The sequence below is a fragment of the Pseudanabaena sp. PCC 6802 genome (assembly GCF_000332175.1).
In the GTDB taxonomy this organism is placed as follows: domain Bacteria; phylum Cyanobacteriota; class Cyanobacteriia; order Pseudanabaenales; family Pseudanabaenaceae; genus PCC-6802.
On record NZ_KB235914.1, the window covers coordinates 2,442,672 to 2,456,863 of the forward strand.

16 protein-coding genes and 1 tRNA gene are annotated in these 14,192 nt (G+C 46.0%); 14 read left to right on the forward strand and 3 right to left on the reverse strand.

Annotated features, from left to right (window positions below; all coding sequences use genetic code 11):
- Positions 1–12: 12 nt before the first annotated feature.
- From PSE6802_RS0116780 to PSE6802_RS0116795, 3 genes are all read left to right on the forward strand, one after another.
- Positions 13–660 (forward strand): Mo-dependent nitrogenase C-terminal domain-containing protein, encoded by a 648-nt coding sequence (locus PSE6802_RS0116780; RefSeq protein WP_019501204.1) that lies wholly within the window; start codon positions 13–15, stop codon positions 658–660.
- Between the two features lie 188 nt (positions 661–848).
- The gene (locus PSE6802_RS0116790) at positions 849–1,463 is read left to right on the forward strand and encodes a DUF3611 family protein (RefSeq protein WP_019501206.1); all 615 of its coding nucleotides are present in this window, start codon (positions 849–851) and stop codon (positions 1,461–1,463) included.
- A gap of 86 nt (positions 1,464–1,549) precedes the next feature.
- Positions 1,550–2,242 carry a ComF family protein gene (locus PSE6802_RS0116795; protein WP_019501207.1) on the forward strand — a complete coding sequence of 231 codons (693 nt, stop codon included), beginning with the start codon at positions 1,550–1,552 and terminating at the stop codon, positions 2,240–2,242.
- 9 nt (positions 2,243–2,251) lie between these two features.
- On the opposite strand, the gene PSE6802_RS0116800 is transcribed toward PSE6802_RS0116795, so the two are convergent.
- Positions 2,252–2,566 carry a DUF1825 family protein gene (locus tag PSE6802_RS0116800; RefSeq protein ID WP_026103354.1) on the reverse strand — a complete coding sequence of 105 codons (315 nt, stop codon included), beginning with the start codon at positions 2,564–2,566 and terminating at the stop codon, positions 2,252–2,254.
- A gap of 231 nt (positions 2,567–2,797) precedes the next feature.
- Positions 2,798–3,148 carry an FHA domain-containing protein gene (locus PSE6802_RS0116805; RefSeq protein ID WP_019501209.1) on the reverse strand — a complete coding sequence of 117 codons (351 nt, stop codon included), beginning with the start codon at positions 3,146–3,148 and terminating at the stop codon, positions 2,798–2,800.
- 491 nt (positions 3,149–3,639) lie between these two features.
- Between PSE6802_RS0116805 and prfB the strand changes: the two genes are divergently transcribed.
- The 5 genes from prfB to PSE6802_RS31225 all read left to right on the forward strand — a co-directional run bounded on the left by prfB (position 3,640) and on the right by PSE6802_RS31225 (position 9,521).
- A protein-coding gene (gene prfB, locus PSE6802_RS0116810; protein ID WP_156815564.1) for a peptide chain release factor 2 occupies positions 3,640–4,747 on the forward strand; the annotation gives its coding sequence in 2 pieces (ribosomal slippage) (positions 3,640–3,711 and positions 3,713–4,747; 1,107 coding nt in all).
- A 48-nt stretch (positions 4,748–4,795) separates the two neighbouring features.
- The gene (locus PSE6802_RS0116815) at positions 4,796–5,245 is read left to right on the forward strand and encodes a DUF4168 domain-containing protein (protein WP_019501211.1); all 450 of its coding nucleotides are present in this window, start codon (positions 4,796–4,798) and stop codon (positions 5,243–5,245) included.
- A gap of 75 nt (positions 5,246–5,320) precedes the next feature.
- A complete protein-coding gene (locus PSE6802_RS0116820; protein WP_019501212.1) occupies positions 5,321–6,241 on the forward strand; it encodes a branched-chain amino acid transaminase in 921 nt (306 codons plus the stop codon).
- Positions 6,242–6,274: 33 nt separating this feature from the next.
- Positions 6,275–7,870: an adenylate/guanylate cyclase domain-containing protein gene (locus tag PSE6802_RS0116825; RefSeq protein ID WP_019501213.1), complete on the forward strand. Its 1,596-nt coding sequence runs from the start codon at positions 6,275–6,277 to the stop codon at positions 7,868–7,870.
- A 79-nt stretch (positions 7,871–7,949) separates the two neighbouring features.
- Entirely contained in the window at positions 7,950–9,521 is a 1,572-nt protein-coding gene (locus tag PSE6802_RS31225; protein WP_019501214.1) for a serine/threonine protein kinase, read from the forward strand.
- Here PSE6802_RS31225 and PSE6802_RS0116835 read toward each other — a convergent pair.
- A complete protein-coding gene (locus PSE6802_RS0116835) occupies positions 9,518–9,961 on the reverse strand; it encodes an Rrf2 family transcriptional regulator (protein WP_019501215.1) in 444 nt (147 codons plus the stop codon). The genes PSE6802_RS31225 and PSE6802_RS0116835 overlap by 4 nt on opposite strands.
- A gap of 189 nt (positions 9,962–10,150) precedes the next feature.
- Between PSE6802_RS0116835 and PSE6802_RS29350 the strand changes: the two genes are divergently transcribed.
- The 6 genes from PSE6802_RS29350 to PSE6802_RS0116860 all read left to right on the forward strand — a co-directional run bounded on the left by PSE6802_RS29350 (position 10,151) and on the right by PSE6802_RS0116860 (position 14,012).
- Positions 10,151–10,765: a DUF2059 domain-containing protein gene (locus PSE6802_RS29350; protein ID WP_156815565.1), complete on the forward strand. Its 615-nt coding sequence runs from the start codon at positions 10,151–10,153 to the stop codon at positions 10,763–10,765.
- A 43-nt stretch (positions 10,766–10,808) separates the two neighbouring features.
- Positions 10,809–10,882, forward strand: a tRNA-Pro gene (locus tag PSE6802_RS0116845).
- 23 nt (positions 10,883–10,905) lie between these two features.
- A complete protein-coding gene (era, locus tag PSE6802_RS0116850; RefSeq protein WP_019501217.1) occupies positions 10,906–11,829 on the forward strand; it encodes a GTPase Era in 924 nt (307 codons plus the stop codon).
- An 820-nt stretch (positions 11,830–12,649) separates the two neighbouring features.
- Positions 12,650–13,120: a photosystem I reaction center subunit XI gene (locus PSE6802_RS0116855; protein WP_019501218.1), complete on the forward strand. Its 471-nt coding sequence runs from the start codon at positions 12,650–12,652 to the stop codon at positions 13,118–13,120.
- A gap of 95 nt (positions 13,121–13,215) precedes the next feature.
- Positions 13,216–13,332, forward strand: coding sequence for a photosystem I reaction center subunit VIII (locus tag PSE6802_RS32050; protein ID WP_071592302.1), 117 nt, complete (start codon positions 13,216–13,218; stop codon positions 13,330–13,332).
- Between the two features lie 176 nt (positions 13,333–13,508).
- A complete protein-coding gene (locus PSE6802_RS0116860; protein ID WP_019501219.1) occupies positions 13,509–14,012 on the forward strand; it encodes a pentapeptide repeat-containing protein in 504 nt (167 codons plus the stop codon).
- The last annotated feature ends 180 nt before the right edge of the window (positions 14,013–14,192 follow it).

Genomic DNA, 14,192 nt, shown 5'->3' on the forward strand with positions numbered 1-14,192 from the left:
GATTGAACTTTTATGACGACTAGTCAAATGCCTTACTCTCAAGTGCAAATTTCCGCTTGGTTGAGGGGCTTATTAAGTGTTGCTTGGGCAGATAGTGATTTTAGTGCTAGCGAGAAAAATTTACTACAAGAATTAACCCAAAGTCCAGAGTTGCACAGTAATATCAACCTGGAAGAACTGAAACCCATTACCCCGTCCGAGTTGGCTGAGGCCCTCGGTAAAGATCCGAAAATTACGCAAAATTTTCTACGTACGGCAGTGATGATTGCCATGGTAGATGGCATGTACTCCCAGACAGAAGATGACCTGATCCAACAGTTTTGCGTAGCGCTCGGTCAAGAAATTAAGCCAATAGTCGAGCTGCGCAAAAAAATAGAGGCTTTACCTGGTAAAGAACACCATCCCGATCTACTCAATCCCGTCAAAGAATGGTTAGATCGCCTGGATATTCACGATAAAAGGTTGGCTCATTTCCTGTGTAAAGCTATACCTGCGCAATGTCCATTTGAAAGGGATGTCATCCTATTCGGGCGGAAAGTTATGCACATACCTGCCATGTGTCAAATCAATCCGTTGTACGATCAGTTGGTTGGATTGCGCTTTCGTGCTATGAACTACTTAGCGGATGATTGCGACGAGGACGTATCGAAATACTGTTAAGGGATTTGCGTATAAATAAAGGATCGGTTGTAGGATGCCGTTAGCACCAGCGTGACGATCGGGAAATTCATGATTCGGTCAATTATTAAAGTGCTAGTCTCTAATGTCCCTAATGATGTGTTTAATAAGATTGCCAATCCAGTTATTATTAACCAGACTGCCCCTAGTGCCAACAAAGTTAAAATTCCATGACAAAAGAGCTAAAAGAGTCAGATCCTGGGTCGCCTTCACCCAACGTGCTACGAATCATTCTGGCGCTACGGAAGTGGGGGTGGGGCAGTTTCTGGTCGCAGTTAGTCTTGGCAATCATTGCTAGTATCATCTTGATCGCAACTATTCCATTTGTTACTCGGGCTGCGGCTCCCAATCCTAACGTTCCTATTGCTACTGCTCCCAGTCCTGGTATTGGCATGGGAATTTTATTTACCGTAATTGGTATTGGCATAGTTTATTTCACTGCGTTCTGGAGCTTTCGCTATACAAAGTTAGCCCAAAAGCTCAGAGGTGCAAATGGCGGGGAACGTCCATCCAAGTTGCAAACAGTAAAGTTATTAAAAACTGGGGCGATCTTCAGCTTGATTGGGATGCCAGTTACCCTAATCGGAGCTAATGCTATTGTTGGGGCGCTAACTATTAAATCTCTAACCCCACAGCCTACTGGCGGCTATGTTGGGGTTATTTCAGTGCAGCCAATTGATATGTTTGTAGTTCAGGCAAGCATTTTGACTATTCTGGCGCACTTTGTCAGTTTATTTGCTTCTCTGTGGTTATTAAACCGCGTTAGTGACAAGCCAACCAACTAAATTGAAGGTCATATGGGTTGCCTCCCCTTCGCAGGAGGACTGGAGGAGAGGTGGGGTTCGGTCCTAATAATTTCAGGCAATAGCAAGTGTGGCAAAAGCTTAATTTTGTTTTAGGCAAGTGTTTAGATGGGTTGCTTGAGTCAAAATGCCCCCTATGCCAGCGTTCTACACCAGATCGCATTTGTGGGGATTGCGATCGCCAAATAACTAGCTGTCGCTATCCTCAGTTTTGCCAACCCCAACCCTCCGCTCTAGTGCCAATGCTGTTTAGTTGGGGTGTATATGATGGCGCGCTGAAGCGGGCGATCGCCGCCTGTAAATACGAGCGTCATCCCGCGATTGCCACGCTGCTAGGTGTAAAGATGGCGCAGGCGTGGCAGCAAGATCCTATGGCAAAACAGTTATTACAACCCAGGTCTGGCAGTATAAGCGCGGTTCCTATTCCGCTGCATCCCCAGAGATTGCAGGCCAGAGGCTTTAATCAAGCCGAAGTATTGGCGAGTAGCTTTTGCGCAGAAGTAGGGTATCGCTGTTTTCCCCAAGCGCTGATCCGCACTAAGAATACTAAACCCCAAATCGAGACTAAAAACATACGGGAACGGGAGAGCAATCTAGCTCGCGCTTTTGAGATCGGAAAGATATCGGGGTTAGGTAAGTCGGTTATTTTAGTCGATGACATTTACACTTCAGGTTCGACCATACGCGAAGCGATCGCCACTCTAGCAGGCTCAAATATTACCGTCAGCGCTGTAGTAGTGCTGGCAAAGCCAAAACTGTGAGTTAGACTTTTATTTCAATTCGCTTTTCATGCGCTCTAGCGTCATGTTCATCTGATCGAACATCTGCTGTGGGGTAATGCCAAAATTGCCAATCTGCGTTTGGAGCTGTTTCATAGTCATTTGCGCCATAAAGTCATCTGATAACTCAAACCGCTTCATAAAGATGCGGTAGCGATCCATCATTTCTTCCATCTTTTCGATGAACAGCTTTTTACCTTCGCGATCGAACTTACCGTAGCCAGCACCTAGCTCCATGAGCGATTGATAGTCCTGAAATAAGCTGCGCGCTTCCTGTTGTACGATCTCAGAGTCAAAAAAACCCATACCCATCATTTCAGTTAGACTTACCAAGCTTATTCTATCGCTTGATTCCCCAGGTTATTCACGCTTTGAGGTGGGGATATCCCTACTTAGGAGATTCCTACGAAACAATATACCTAGGTGTAAGGGCAGGTTTAGCCCAAGCCTGATGGTTTTAACCGAAGATAAACTGCAAAACCTGCCCCCTACGGGGATTTTATTTACTAGAAATCTCCTTAGCTTAATATTTGCAAACTAATCATTAAAGTTATTCAAATATGTCAGGGTTACGTTAGGGGCCAGGGTAATCACATCGCCATGGCACAGATCGTATGAAGATATTTTTTGATTATTGTTAATGATGATGCCGTTTATACTTGGCTTACCAGATAAGTCGCCATCGACGATGCGGTAAAGATAGCGTCCTGGCTCAGAGCCAGGCACTCTCAGAATCAGAGCATGCTGGCGGGATACAAACCGAGAATGCAGGTGAATATTGTTGCTGACATCTCGTCCAATTGTATATTTCAACCCACCCAGCACAAACTTTCTGCTACCTTTAGCATCCACGATTAATAAAGCATGGTTACTCTGTGTCTCGCTCATCAAAACTATTGAAACTAAATTTACGATCGCGATTTGTCTGCCTATACTTACAGGTATTACTCCGGATTTTTATAGGCTATATAGCTTACTATTCCCCAAAAATCATACATTGATATCTCTAAGTATTTTTAAATTCCCCAGTCCGAAGCATTTCTACACCCTGACTATTTGAGACTCGCGTTAAGCAAAGAGTAAAATAACGTCAGTTCGTCAGACCTCACCCCCAACTCTTCTCCTTCGAGGAGAGGGGAGCAAAACCCCGATCCTGCTGTTATTCCCCTCGCTTTTGAGGAGAGGGAGGTAGCGAGTAGGGTTCGTTTCCGTGGTTCGCCGAACTCACGTTAAAATAATACTGAGATTTAAATAAATGTTGAAGCCATACACATTACTCCACATTACACATTAAAGCTAATTGGCGATAAAGGTAAAGAGCATTGCTTCCGAGCCAGGCTGTCGCAACATAAATTACAGAACCCAATCAGAAAGATCGCATGGACTTAGCTGAAATTAAACGCCTCATCGACATACTCGCACAACGCCTGGGTAACACCCAGGACTATCTTTGACTTTCCCTCACTCAATGCCAAAGTTCTCGATCTAGAACAGGTCGCAGCCCAGCCCGAGTTTTGGAATGATGCCGATCGCGCCCAAAAGACTATGCAAGAACTCAACGAGCTTAAATCGCATATCGAGCAGTTTCAACGTTGGGGTAAAACGGTCGAAAATCTGCAAGCGATCGCCGAGCTATTAGAACTCGAGTTAGACCAGAGCCTTTTATCCGAAGCCTCAGACAGTATAAAGCAGCTTAATCTCGAACTAGATCGCTGGGATTTAGAGCAGCTTTTATCAGGTCCTTACGATCGTTACGATGCCATCCTCACGATCAATGCCGGTGCGGGGGGGACAGACGCTCAGGACTGGGCAGAAATGCTACTGCGCATGTATACCCGTTTCTGTGAAGCTAGGGGGTACAAAGTACAGCTATCAGATATATCGGAAGGTGAAGAAGCCGGGATCAAATCCGCCACGATTGAGGTGCATGGCCGTCATGCCTATGGCTATTTAGCCTCGGAAAAGGGCACCCATCGCCTGGTACGGATTTCGCCCTTTAATGCTAACGATAAACGTCAGACTAGTTTTGCCGGAGTTGAAATAATGCCCCTACTGGACGAAGAAGTCGAGTTGGAAATCGATCCCAAAGACCTGGATATCTCCACCACGCGATCCGGTGGCAAGGGCGGGCAGAATGTCAACAAAGTAGAAACTGCGGTGCGAATTACCCATATCCCGACTGGCATATCAGTCAGGTGTACCCAAGAGCGATCGCAATTGCAAAATAAAGAGAAAGCCATGCAGCTACTTAAGGCAAAATTATTAATAATTGCCCAAGAACAACACGCGCAAAAAATTGCAGATATTCGTGGAGATATTGTAGAGGCAGCTTGGGGTAATCAAATTCGCAACTACGTTTTTCACCCTTACCAAATGGTTAAGGATTTACGCACGAATATCGAGACTGCCAATATTCAAGATGTGATGAATGGCGAACTAGAGCCGTTTATTCAAGCCTACCTCAGGCAACAAAATAAGGTAGTTTAAGTCAACAATAATGGTTGTAGATCTAAAATTCAAAACTCAATAATTACTATGACTAGGTGGCGGTATTTTGCATCCAATTGCGTTGGCCTCGCAGGGTTTTCGCTGTTATCGATCGCGATTTTAATGTTGGGCGCGCCAACGGCACGGGCGCAGGATTTTACTGACGACCAAATTTCTCGATATGCGGCGGCGGCAGAAGCGATCGAAGGCAAGCGCAACGAGGTACTGCGCAGAGCTAAAAATAATCAGGGGTGGGTATCTGTTGCTAGACAGGCAGAAGCACGGAATATATCCGTTTGCGAATTGAGTCCGAGCGAGCAACCTGAATTTCTGCGTAATTTATGTGGGGAATTATTCACCTATTCAGAACAAACGATCAGAAATAACGGTTTTTCTAGTAACCGTGAGTTTAATCAGCTCACTCAAGCCCAGCAGCAAAACAGCCAATTACAAAGACGCATCCAGGAAAAGATCGTGCAAATAAGAGGTGGGAGATAGATTGGATTGGGATCGGTACAGGCAAATTTTTGCTTAAATATATAGACCGCCTACTTTTGTTACTGAGGTTTGAATATGTCTGACCAGTATGCCTACCTGCGTGGAGAATTTGTCCCTTTAGAGAATGCCTCGATCAGTATTCGTACCCATGCTTTTTTGTACGGTACGGCGGTATTTGAGGGGATTAAAGCATATTGGCTACCTGAGTCCGGTCAGATGGGCGTATTTCGGATGGCAGATCACTATAAGCGTTTGCAACAAAGCAGTCACATCTTGAGATTGCGATCGCCGATCGATGCTGACAAAATGGCTGAACTCACGATCGAGCTGATTAAACGCAATCAATGCCAGGCGAACACGTATATTCGTCCAATTGTATATAAGGCCGACCTGCGCATCGGGCCAATTCTGACAATTGCCAATACCCAAGACGACTTTTGCTTGTTTACCGTACCGATGGATGGTTACCTGGATACGAGTAAGGGACTGCACGTGGGGGTTTCATCCTGGCGGCGGCTGGATGACAATGCGATCCCAGCCAGAGCAAAAGTGAATGGAGCATACGTTAATACCGCCCTTGCTAAAACCGACGGTCACTTAGCTGGGTTTGACGATGTAGTGGTACTGACTAACGAAGGACATGTAGCAGAGGGCAGTGCCATGAACCTGTTCCTAGTAAGAGATAATTGTTTGATTACGAGCGCCATTACAGAAAATATCCTGGAGGGTATTACACGCAGTACTTTAATAGACTTAGCGCAAAAAGAACTGGGTTTGTCAGTAGTAACGCGACCGATCGACCGAACCGAACTTTATGTTGCCGATGAAGCATTCTTTGCTGGCACGGCCACGGAGGTGGCACCCATCACGAAATTCGATCATCGACCCGTAGGCGATGGCAATGTTGGATCGATCTCAAAGCAATTGCAAGATCTCTATAGCAAAGCGGTACACGGGCTCTTACCAAAGTACGATCGCTGGGTGACTCGCGTTTAAGATTTAAGATCGAAATGTAGTGAACCTAGAACGATGCCATACCTAGTTAGCACCGACGGTGGCGTTGATGGCAGAGTTACCAAGCTGAAAGCAGGACTGAATAGTATTGGTCGCCAGCCTGGCAACAGCATAGTCCACCAACATATGAGTCTTTCCCGACAACACGCTCAGATTTTAGTTACGGACCAGAGCGTTACTCTGACCGACCTCAATAGTCGTAACGGTACATTTGTTAACGATGTCAGGGTGCAGGAATGCGAACTGCATGATAAAGACCTGATTCGCTGCGGCGATATCATGTTTAGATTTGCTGACAATCTAGTCACCGATCCCAGGCTGAATATTGCCAAGCAAGTTTCGCCAGACTCCAATCGCGTCATGATTAGCTCTCTGCTCAACCAGCAAAGCAGTCTCCACGCCAGTAGAGTATTGAAGATTAGCCCTCTGGATTCTAGCGAACGCGCCCTCGCTAAGCTGCAAATTTTACTAGAGGTGGGCAAGCAACTCTCGTTCCCTGAAGATCCAGATAAGCTCTTGGCGAAAATCCTCGATTTACTATTTGACATCATGGAGGTCGATCGCTCTGCAATCCTGATGGTGAACGAGCAGACTGGGCAGTTAGAGAGCAAGGCATTTAAGCACAGGGCTGGTTTGGAAACCGACGACGACTATCACTTTTACAGCACGCAAATTACTAGTTTTGTGCTCGCGCATGGCGATGCCATTTTGACCAAAGATGCCCAGATTGACGAACGATTCGACAGTTCCGCATCGGTGGTAGGTCTATCAATTCGCGCTTCTATGTGCGTGCCGCTCAAGCCCAAAGATGAAATTATCGGCCTTTTGTATGTTGATAACCTATCCACATCCAATGCCTATTCCGACGAGGATCTAGAATTCCTCACAGCGCTTGCCAATCAAGCAGCGATCGCCATTGAAAACGCACGGCTATACAAGCAGATTGAAATGGAAGCCGTGACGCGCGCCAAATTCGAGCGCTTTTTCCCCCAATCGGTTAGCAAAAAAATTAGAGAAGAAGGCACTCTGGAAATCGTTGATACTGAGGTAACAGCCCTATTCTCGGATATTAGCGCTTTTACGGAACTATCGTCAGTGCTGGAACCGCGCCAGATAATTGCCATGCTGAACGATTACTTTCAGGTGGTAGTAGAAGACATCGTATTTGAGTACGAAGGTACGCTAGAGAAGTATATTGGCGATGCTTTACTAGCAGTATGGGGCGCTCCGTATCAAAAAACAGACGATGCGGATCGAGCGGTAAGGGCGGCGATCGCGATGCAAAGAGCTGTATGCGATCTCAGTACGCGCTGGCTCCAAGAACGCAATTTTGGCATTCAAGTTCACATTGGGATCAATACAGGTAGAGTGGCGGCTGGCAATATTGGTTCGCCCAAATTAATTCAATACGCCACGATCGGCGATACTACAAATGTCACCAGTCGGATCTGTAATGTGGCGCAGGCTAATGAAATAGTGATTTCTCAGTCTACGCTCGATCGCCTGATCGAACGCAACCTCCCCTTGATAAAACTACCACCAGTCAACGTGAAAGGGAAATCGGAAGCATTGCAGCTTTATAGACTAGATTGGCAGCAACTGCGATCGTAAATATTCGCGATCTAAATCACGTATGACCCAAAATTTGCACGATATGATGGTTATACATTAGATATCCTTATTCACCAGTATGGACAGCCCATTGCCTACAAATCCCTGGATTGGTCGTACGGTAGGCGATCGCAATCGCTATCGCATCAATGCTTGCCTTGGCGGTGGCGGTATGGGGGAGGTCTTCCTAGCTGTAGATACGCTTCTAGGGCAGGATGTTGCGATCAAAATGCTCAAAGAAAGACTAGTTTCTACAGCAGATCTGAGGAAACGCTTCGAGCGCGAAGTTTTACTGTGTGCGGCAATTAAAAGCGATAACGTCGTTCAGGTTAAAGATTATGGCGTGACGGCTGAAGGTTATCCCTATTACGTGATGGAATATTTAAGGGGGCAAACTCTAGGTCAACTCCTGCGTCAGGAAAAGAGATTATCAAGGGCTCGCAGTGCCTACATCATACATCAGGTGTGTGCGGGGCTGCACTTAGCCCATCAAGGTGTGGTGATGTGGCACGATGGCAACGCTGATAGCGAGCGCGTAAAAATCATTCACCGCGATTTAAAGCCTGAGAATATTTTCCTCGTTCCCACCAGCCTGGGTGAATTAGTCAAGATTCTGGATTTTGGGATTGCCAAAATTGCCAATAACCATTTCTTTGCCACCAATACTGGTATGTTCATGGGCACATTTCAATATGCTGCCCCCGAGCAACTAGAAGTGCGCAAAGATCTCAACGAACGCGCCGATATTTACAGCCTGGGTGTCATACTCTACGAAATGTTGAGCGGCACCGATCCATTTGGTTGTTCTCAAGCACAGGACGATAGCGGTTTGTGCTGGGTGCGCGCGCATATCTCCGAGCAACCCATACCCTTGCGATCGCAGCCCGGTTGCGAACAACTACCAGTGCAACTGGAAGCCGCCGTCATGCGCTGCTTGCAAAAATCTCCCCGCGATCGCTTTGCCTCCGTCAAAGAATTGGATAAGGCCGTCCAAGATGCCATAGGCTTGCACTTAGATCCCGGTAGTATAGCTGTGGGTATTTCGCCTATCTCACATCTGCCTCAAAGTTTTACGCATGAAGAAAAAGCCCCGAGCGACCCGACGGTCTTGTCGCATTTGCAAGGAGAAACTATTGCCGAGCACCACGGCCATGCCGAAACGCGGCCAGAGCAAACTCTAACAGAAATCTCGCTGAAGAGATTAGAGACGCTGCTAGCTAAGTTTATTGGTCCGATTGCTCCTGTATTGCTCAAACAAGAACTTGCAGCTAGCCATCATTTCACCGAATTGGTGGAGCGCCTGCGCGATCGCGTACCCGCAAAGTCCCAAAAGGAATTTCAATCTTTAAGTATGGATATATTAGGCATGGGAGCTTACCCGCCCACTGTGATCCAGAACCAAAAAACTCGACCATCAGAATCGGAAATTACACCTGCCTTCACGCCGGCCTTAAGAGATCGTCCTGTTGACGAGCACTTCATCCACCGCTGCGAGCAAGAACTAGCCGATCTGATTGGCCCAATGGCACGCTTGATCGTGCAGCGATCTCTAAAACAAAAGAACTCGGTACCGGATTTGATTGAAGAGATCGTCCAACAAATTCCCAGTACGCAAGCCGCGAATGAGTTTCGCAGACGGGTGGCGAGTTAAATCGTAAATTCTGACTCCTGACCAAGGGCAGCCTGCCAACTGCGGGCATCATAGTACAAGTCCTCCAGGGAAATGCCGTATAGAGCATCTTTGAGTTTTTGGTGCAGTCGCTGCCACAGGGCATATGTGACCCAATCGTCGGCTTTGGCAGCATCCGGCTCTACTCTGGGTAGGGGGTTCGTATCCTCGCCCACGGCAGTAAGAATGTCGCCGAGGGAAATTAGCTTAGCCGATCGCCCTAGCACGTAACCACCATGCATTCCCCTAACCGACTGCACGAGACCTGCCTGCCTCAGCTCGATCAATAGTTTTTCCAGATACGGAGCGGGAATGGACTGACGATTTGCGATCGCTTTGACCGTTACTGGTTGTTTTTTGGCCCAGACAACCAAATCCAACATTGCTTTAACACTGTAATGCCCTCTTCGCGTTAACTTCATCGGTCAATTAAAAGACTTGTTATAGCTATAGCCAACAGGCTTAGGACGGGGTGCAGGGGTAGAACCCCTGCGTGGTGGCTGCGCCCCACTCCCCCTGCCCTAACAGATCCGCATACAGCTATAACTTTCAATTTGCTCGACATATCAAACCTGTTAGATTAGAACACGTACGCTACGAGGTTTTGCACTGTGAAAAGTCTCAACAGATTGTTAGTTGTTTCCTCGCTTCTCTGGCTGACAACTAGTGCAGGCACTATGCCAAAAGCTAATGCCCAGGAAGTTCGTTCCCAAGCAGCTACGACAACTATTACGCCGCAGAAACGTCTACTCATTAAGGAACTTTTAACAATAACTGGAGCCAATAAAAATGCCGATCGAATTTTTGATTTAATGCTGGCTCAAACAGAATCGGATTTTCCCAAAATCATAACTGGTATCCTGGACAAGAACCCAGCCTTAAGCAAACTCAGACCATCAGAGCGAGCGGAACTCCAGCAGAAGATCGGCACTGACGCTCTACGCATTAGTAAAAGATATCGAGAATTGCTACGCAAGCGCGTTAACTTTGCTGAGATCGTAGAGAATATCTCCTATCCTTTATACGATAAATACTTCACTGAAAACGAACTGAAAGATCTAATTTCCTTTTATCAGTCCCCCACTGGCAAAAAATCGATTAGCGTTATGCCTCAACTCCTGACAGACTCAATGCAGCGATCTAACCAACTGCTAATCCCAAAACTACTAGATGTGATTAACGAGGTTCTGGTAGAGGAATTCCCTAACCTCAAACCTATAAATTAAATCATTAGACACAAACTTAATGTAATATTATGGTTTGTAACAACGGGATGTAGCGCAGCTTGGTAGCGCGCCTGCTTTGGGAGCAGGATGTCGTAGGTTCAAATCCTATCATCCCGATTTTTTTACGATCGCTTAGAACTATGCTCCTTCCTACTACCGCCCCCGATTTTAAGTCTGGGTTCGTGGCTTTAATCGGGCGACCAAATGTAGGCAAGTCCACGTTGCTGAATGCTCTGGTAGGTCAAAAAATTGCGATTACATCCCCCGTCGCGCAAACCACACGCCATCGCTTACAGGGTATTCTGACGATGCCCCACGCCCAAATCGTCCTGGTCGATACACCTGGAATTCATAAGCCCCATCACCTCTTGGGCGAGACCTTAGTTAAAAACGCTGTCAGCGCGATCGCCGCCGTAGATCTAGTTATCTGGGTTGTCGATAGCACGGTACCGGCGGGGAAAGGCGATCGCTTTGTTGCTGATGCTATCCACAAAGCTGGTACGCCCGCGCTCGTAGGCTTAAATAAAATCGACATCCTTTCGCCAGACCCACAGGGATCGCACCTCAACCTGGAGAGCTATAGCTCGATTGCTAGCCCCTACGGCTGGGATTTATGTCAATTTTCGGCTTTGACTGCAGATGGCTTAGATAATTTGAAGCAAATGTGTTGCGATCGCCTCCCAGCAGGCCCTTACTACTACCCACCCGAACTGGTAACCGACCAACCAGAGCGGTTTATCATGGGCGAGCTAATTCGAGAGCAAATTTTACTATTGACCCGCGAAGAAGTGCCGCATTCCGTTGCCGTGAGTATAGATCGCGTTGACGAGCAACCCAAACTCACTGCCGTTTTAGCCACTATTTATGTAGAGCGGGATTCTCAGAAAGGCATTTTAATTGGCAAAAAGGGTAAGATGCTTAAGGAAATAGGCACAAAAGCACGCGAGCAAATGCAAAAGCTAATTTTGGGTCAGGTACATTTGGAACTTTTTGTTAAAGTACAACCCAAATGGCGTTCCTCCAGAAGCCAAATTGTAGATCTAGGGTACTCTATGGAATATTGACATTGAGGAACTATATCTACTGTTTCATGGCCTAAATCTAAGCTAGAGATCGCGGTAATTAATACCCAAGTCTACCAAGGCAATTATCAAGGTAGCTTGACATAGGATCTAATCCACCCGGGCGATACCCAAAGAATGGGTATATTCTGTATCATACACAACAGAATGAACTCGGCATTACTGCCACGATTAATAAATGTATTTACTAAGTAAAGTTAAGCAAACCCCTGTTTTGCGAACAAATATAAAGGAGTTGCAATTACTGAACCTTAGTATTAGGTTTTACGTTATGTAATGTTTCTAGAAGTGCTTATGACATTATTTACCCTCTATGTTTTTATGTTTATTGGTATCCCCTATCTTTTCTGGAAAGTAATTTCGCCTTTTACCTAGACCCCACTTTAGAGATTGGAAATGTTTGAAATTTAGGGGATAGTCTAACCCGCATTTCCTATTTAGTAGGTCTTATACACAGCTAACCATCTATATCCTCCATACTTAGAACTACCTAAACCAGTGGTATGCTATTGATTTGGTTTCGGTAGGCTAGTAGCAGCCCAGGATGCGCCCTACATCTACACCCTGTGGCAAGTTGGTATATAAAGCTATTCCTCATTTTTGTCGGATATTCAGGTTATTCCTATTGAGCTTGTGGGGTTTCTTTTTGAGAAGCTAAACCCCGATCGCGAGCGGCAAATCTTAACACTACAAATCAACTGTGAACTTTTCTGAAGTTATCTGCTGATTCTGCTCTTAAGAAGGCGCTTATTCTCTAGAATGTGAGTTTAAACCGTTCTTTTAAATTTTTAAAGAATTAAGTATGAGCTTTGTTAACCCTTATCATGGCGATCCGCAAGACGGTCACTTATCAACACCCATAAGTGATTCTGGTTTTACGAAGGCTTTTATTGGCAATCTGCCTGCTTACCGCAAAGGGCTGTCTCCCAGCCGTCGTGGTTTAGAGATCGGCATGGCACACGGCTATTTCTTGTTTGGCCCAGAGGCACTCTGCGGTCCAGCCAGAGGCACAGATGCAGCCAGCATTGCTGCCTTACTAACTGTTGCCGGAATAATTACGGTTTTGACGATCGCTTTGTCCTTGCATGGCGAAGTAAAAACCGGAAAAGCTTTTGCAACCTATGCTCCTGAAGAGTTCAGAACGTCTTCAGGCTGGGGTGATTTTGCCAGCAGCTTCTTTATCGGAGCAGCCGGTGGCGCTTTTGTAGCTTATCTGCTATTTGCCAATCTTCCTGGTGTAGATGCCATCTTTAGAGGACTGGTTAACTATTAGTCTTGAACTATTAATCTTGTCTTAAGAAGCCCTATCCTTCAGGGTAGGGAGGATGTCAAATCTATTATTCAACTTAAATTATAGGGAATTTATACATGTTAGGTTCATACGCAGCATCATATTTGCCCTGGATTTTTATTCCTGTAACCTGCTGGGTGTTCCCAATGGCAGCTATGGCTCTTTTGTTCCTCTATGTCGAGCGTGAAGCATAGATTCACTCTTCAACTTTAGGAATTTATACTCAAAAAGGCGACTAGTTTGATTCTATTAGGCTGGTCGTCTTTTTGCATGGCTTGGGTTTGTTGATGGGCGGTGGGGGTATTTAAAATTAGGCCTTTGCAAAGCTATCTCGGCTACCCTATAAATATCAATTTGCAAATGGTTGGATATGTTTATGCAAAGGTTGGCACGGTTGTTTATTTACCCATTGATCCTGGCGATCGCGATCGCGGTGCTCAGACCTACCTTAGCTAGGGCTGAACCCCTATCATTTAATTTTGGTGACTTAAAAGGACGCGACTTTTCAGGCCAAGAGCTACGCGGTGCGGGCTTCGCTAAAGCCAATATGGAAGGTGCAAATTTTGCGAATGCCGATCTCAGAGGTGCGATTTTTAGTGCTTCAGTTCTGCGCCATGCCGATCTGCACGGGGCAGATTTTACCTCTGGTATGCTCGATCAGACAGACTTTGCCAATGCCAACCTTAGTAATGCCATTCTGGTAGATACTATCTTGCTGCGAAGTACCTTTGATTTTGCCAATATTACAGGAGCCGATTTTACCGATGCGATCCTCGATGGCGCTCAGGTTAAATGGTTATGTCAAAAGGCTCAAGGTACCAACTCTAAAACAGGCGTGAGTACTAAGGAATCTCTGGGTTGCGACCCAAGTTAATCAGATTGCCAAGCATAATGGGACTCAACCGGCTAAATAAACCTTGAAAAATTTGTTGCTGTAAAAAATACATTGGCGTAGGGGCAGGGACAGGGGCAGGTTTTGTACGAGCGTTATCGGTAACAAGCAAAAACTTTTAGCTAAACCTGCCCGTACTTAGAGCATATCAATGAAAAATTT

Excerpts from the sequence above, each read along its gene's own strand:
- PSE6802_RS0116780 (WP_019501204.1), top strand. The coding sequence starts at position 13 with ATGACGACTAGTCAAATGCCTTACTCTCAAGTGCAAATTTCCGCTTGG.
- PSE6802_RS0116790 (WP_019501206.1), top strand. The coding sequence starts at position 849 with ATGACAAAAGAGCTAAAAGAGTCAGATCCTGGGTCGCCTTCACCCAAC.
- PSE6802_RS0116800 (WP_026103354.1), bottom strand. The coding sequence starts at position 2,566 with ATGGGTTTTTTTGACTCTGAGATCGTACAACAGGAAGCGCGCAGCTTA.
- PSE6802_RS0116805 (WP_019501209.1), bottom strand. The coding sequence starts at position 3,148 with ATGAGCGAGACACAGAGTAACCATGCTTTATTAATCGTGGATGCTAAA.
- PSE6802_RS0116815 (WP_019501211.1), top strand. The coding sequence starts at position 4,796 with ATGACTAGGTGGCGGTATTTTGCATCCAATTGCGTTGGCCTCGCAGGG.
- PSE6802_RS0116820 (WP_019501212.1), top strand. The coding sequence starts at position 5,321 with ATGTCTGACCAGTATGCCTACCTGCGTGGAGAATTTGTCCCTTTAGAG.
- PSE6802_RS0116825 (WP_019501213.1), top strand. The coding sequence starts at position 6,275 with ATGCCATACCTAGTTAGCACCGACGGTGGCGTTGATGGCAGAGTTACC.
- PSE6802_RS31225 (WP_019501214.1), top strand. The coding sequence starts at position 7,950 with ATGGACAGCCCATTGCCTACAAATCCCTGGATTGGTCGTACGGTAGGC.
- PSE6802_RS0116835 (WP_019501215.1), bottom strand. The coding sequence starts at position 9,961 with ATGAAGTTAACGCGAAGAGGGCATTACAGTGTTAAAGCAATGTTGGAT.
- era (WP_019501217.1), top strand. The coding sequence starts at position 10,906 with ATGCTCCTTCCTACTACCGCCCCCGATTTTAAGTCTGGGTTCGTGGCT.
- PSE6802_RS0116855 (WP_019501218.1), top strand. The coding sequence starts at position 12,650 with ATGAGCTTTGTTAACCCTTATCATGGCGATCCGCAAGACGGTCACTTA.
- PSE6802_RS32050 (WP_071592302.1), top strand. The coding sequence starts at position 13,216 with ATGTTAGGTTCATACGCAGCATCATATTTGCCCTGGATTTTTATTCCT.
- PSE6802_RS0116860 (WP_019501219.1), top strand. The coding sequence starts at position 13,509 with ATGTTTATGCAAAGGTTGGCACGGTTGTTTATTTACCCATTGATCCTG.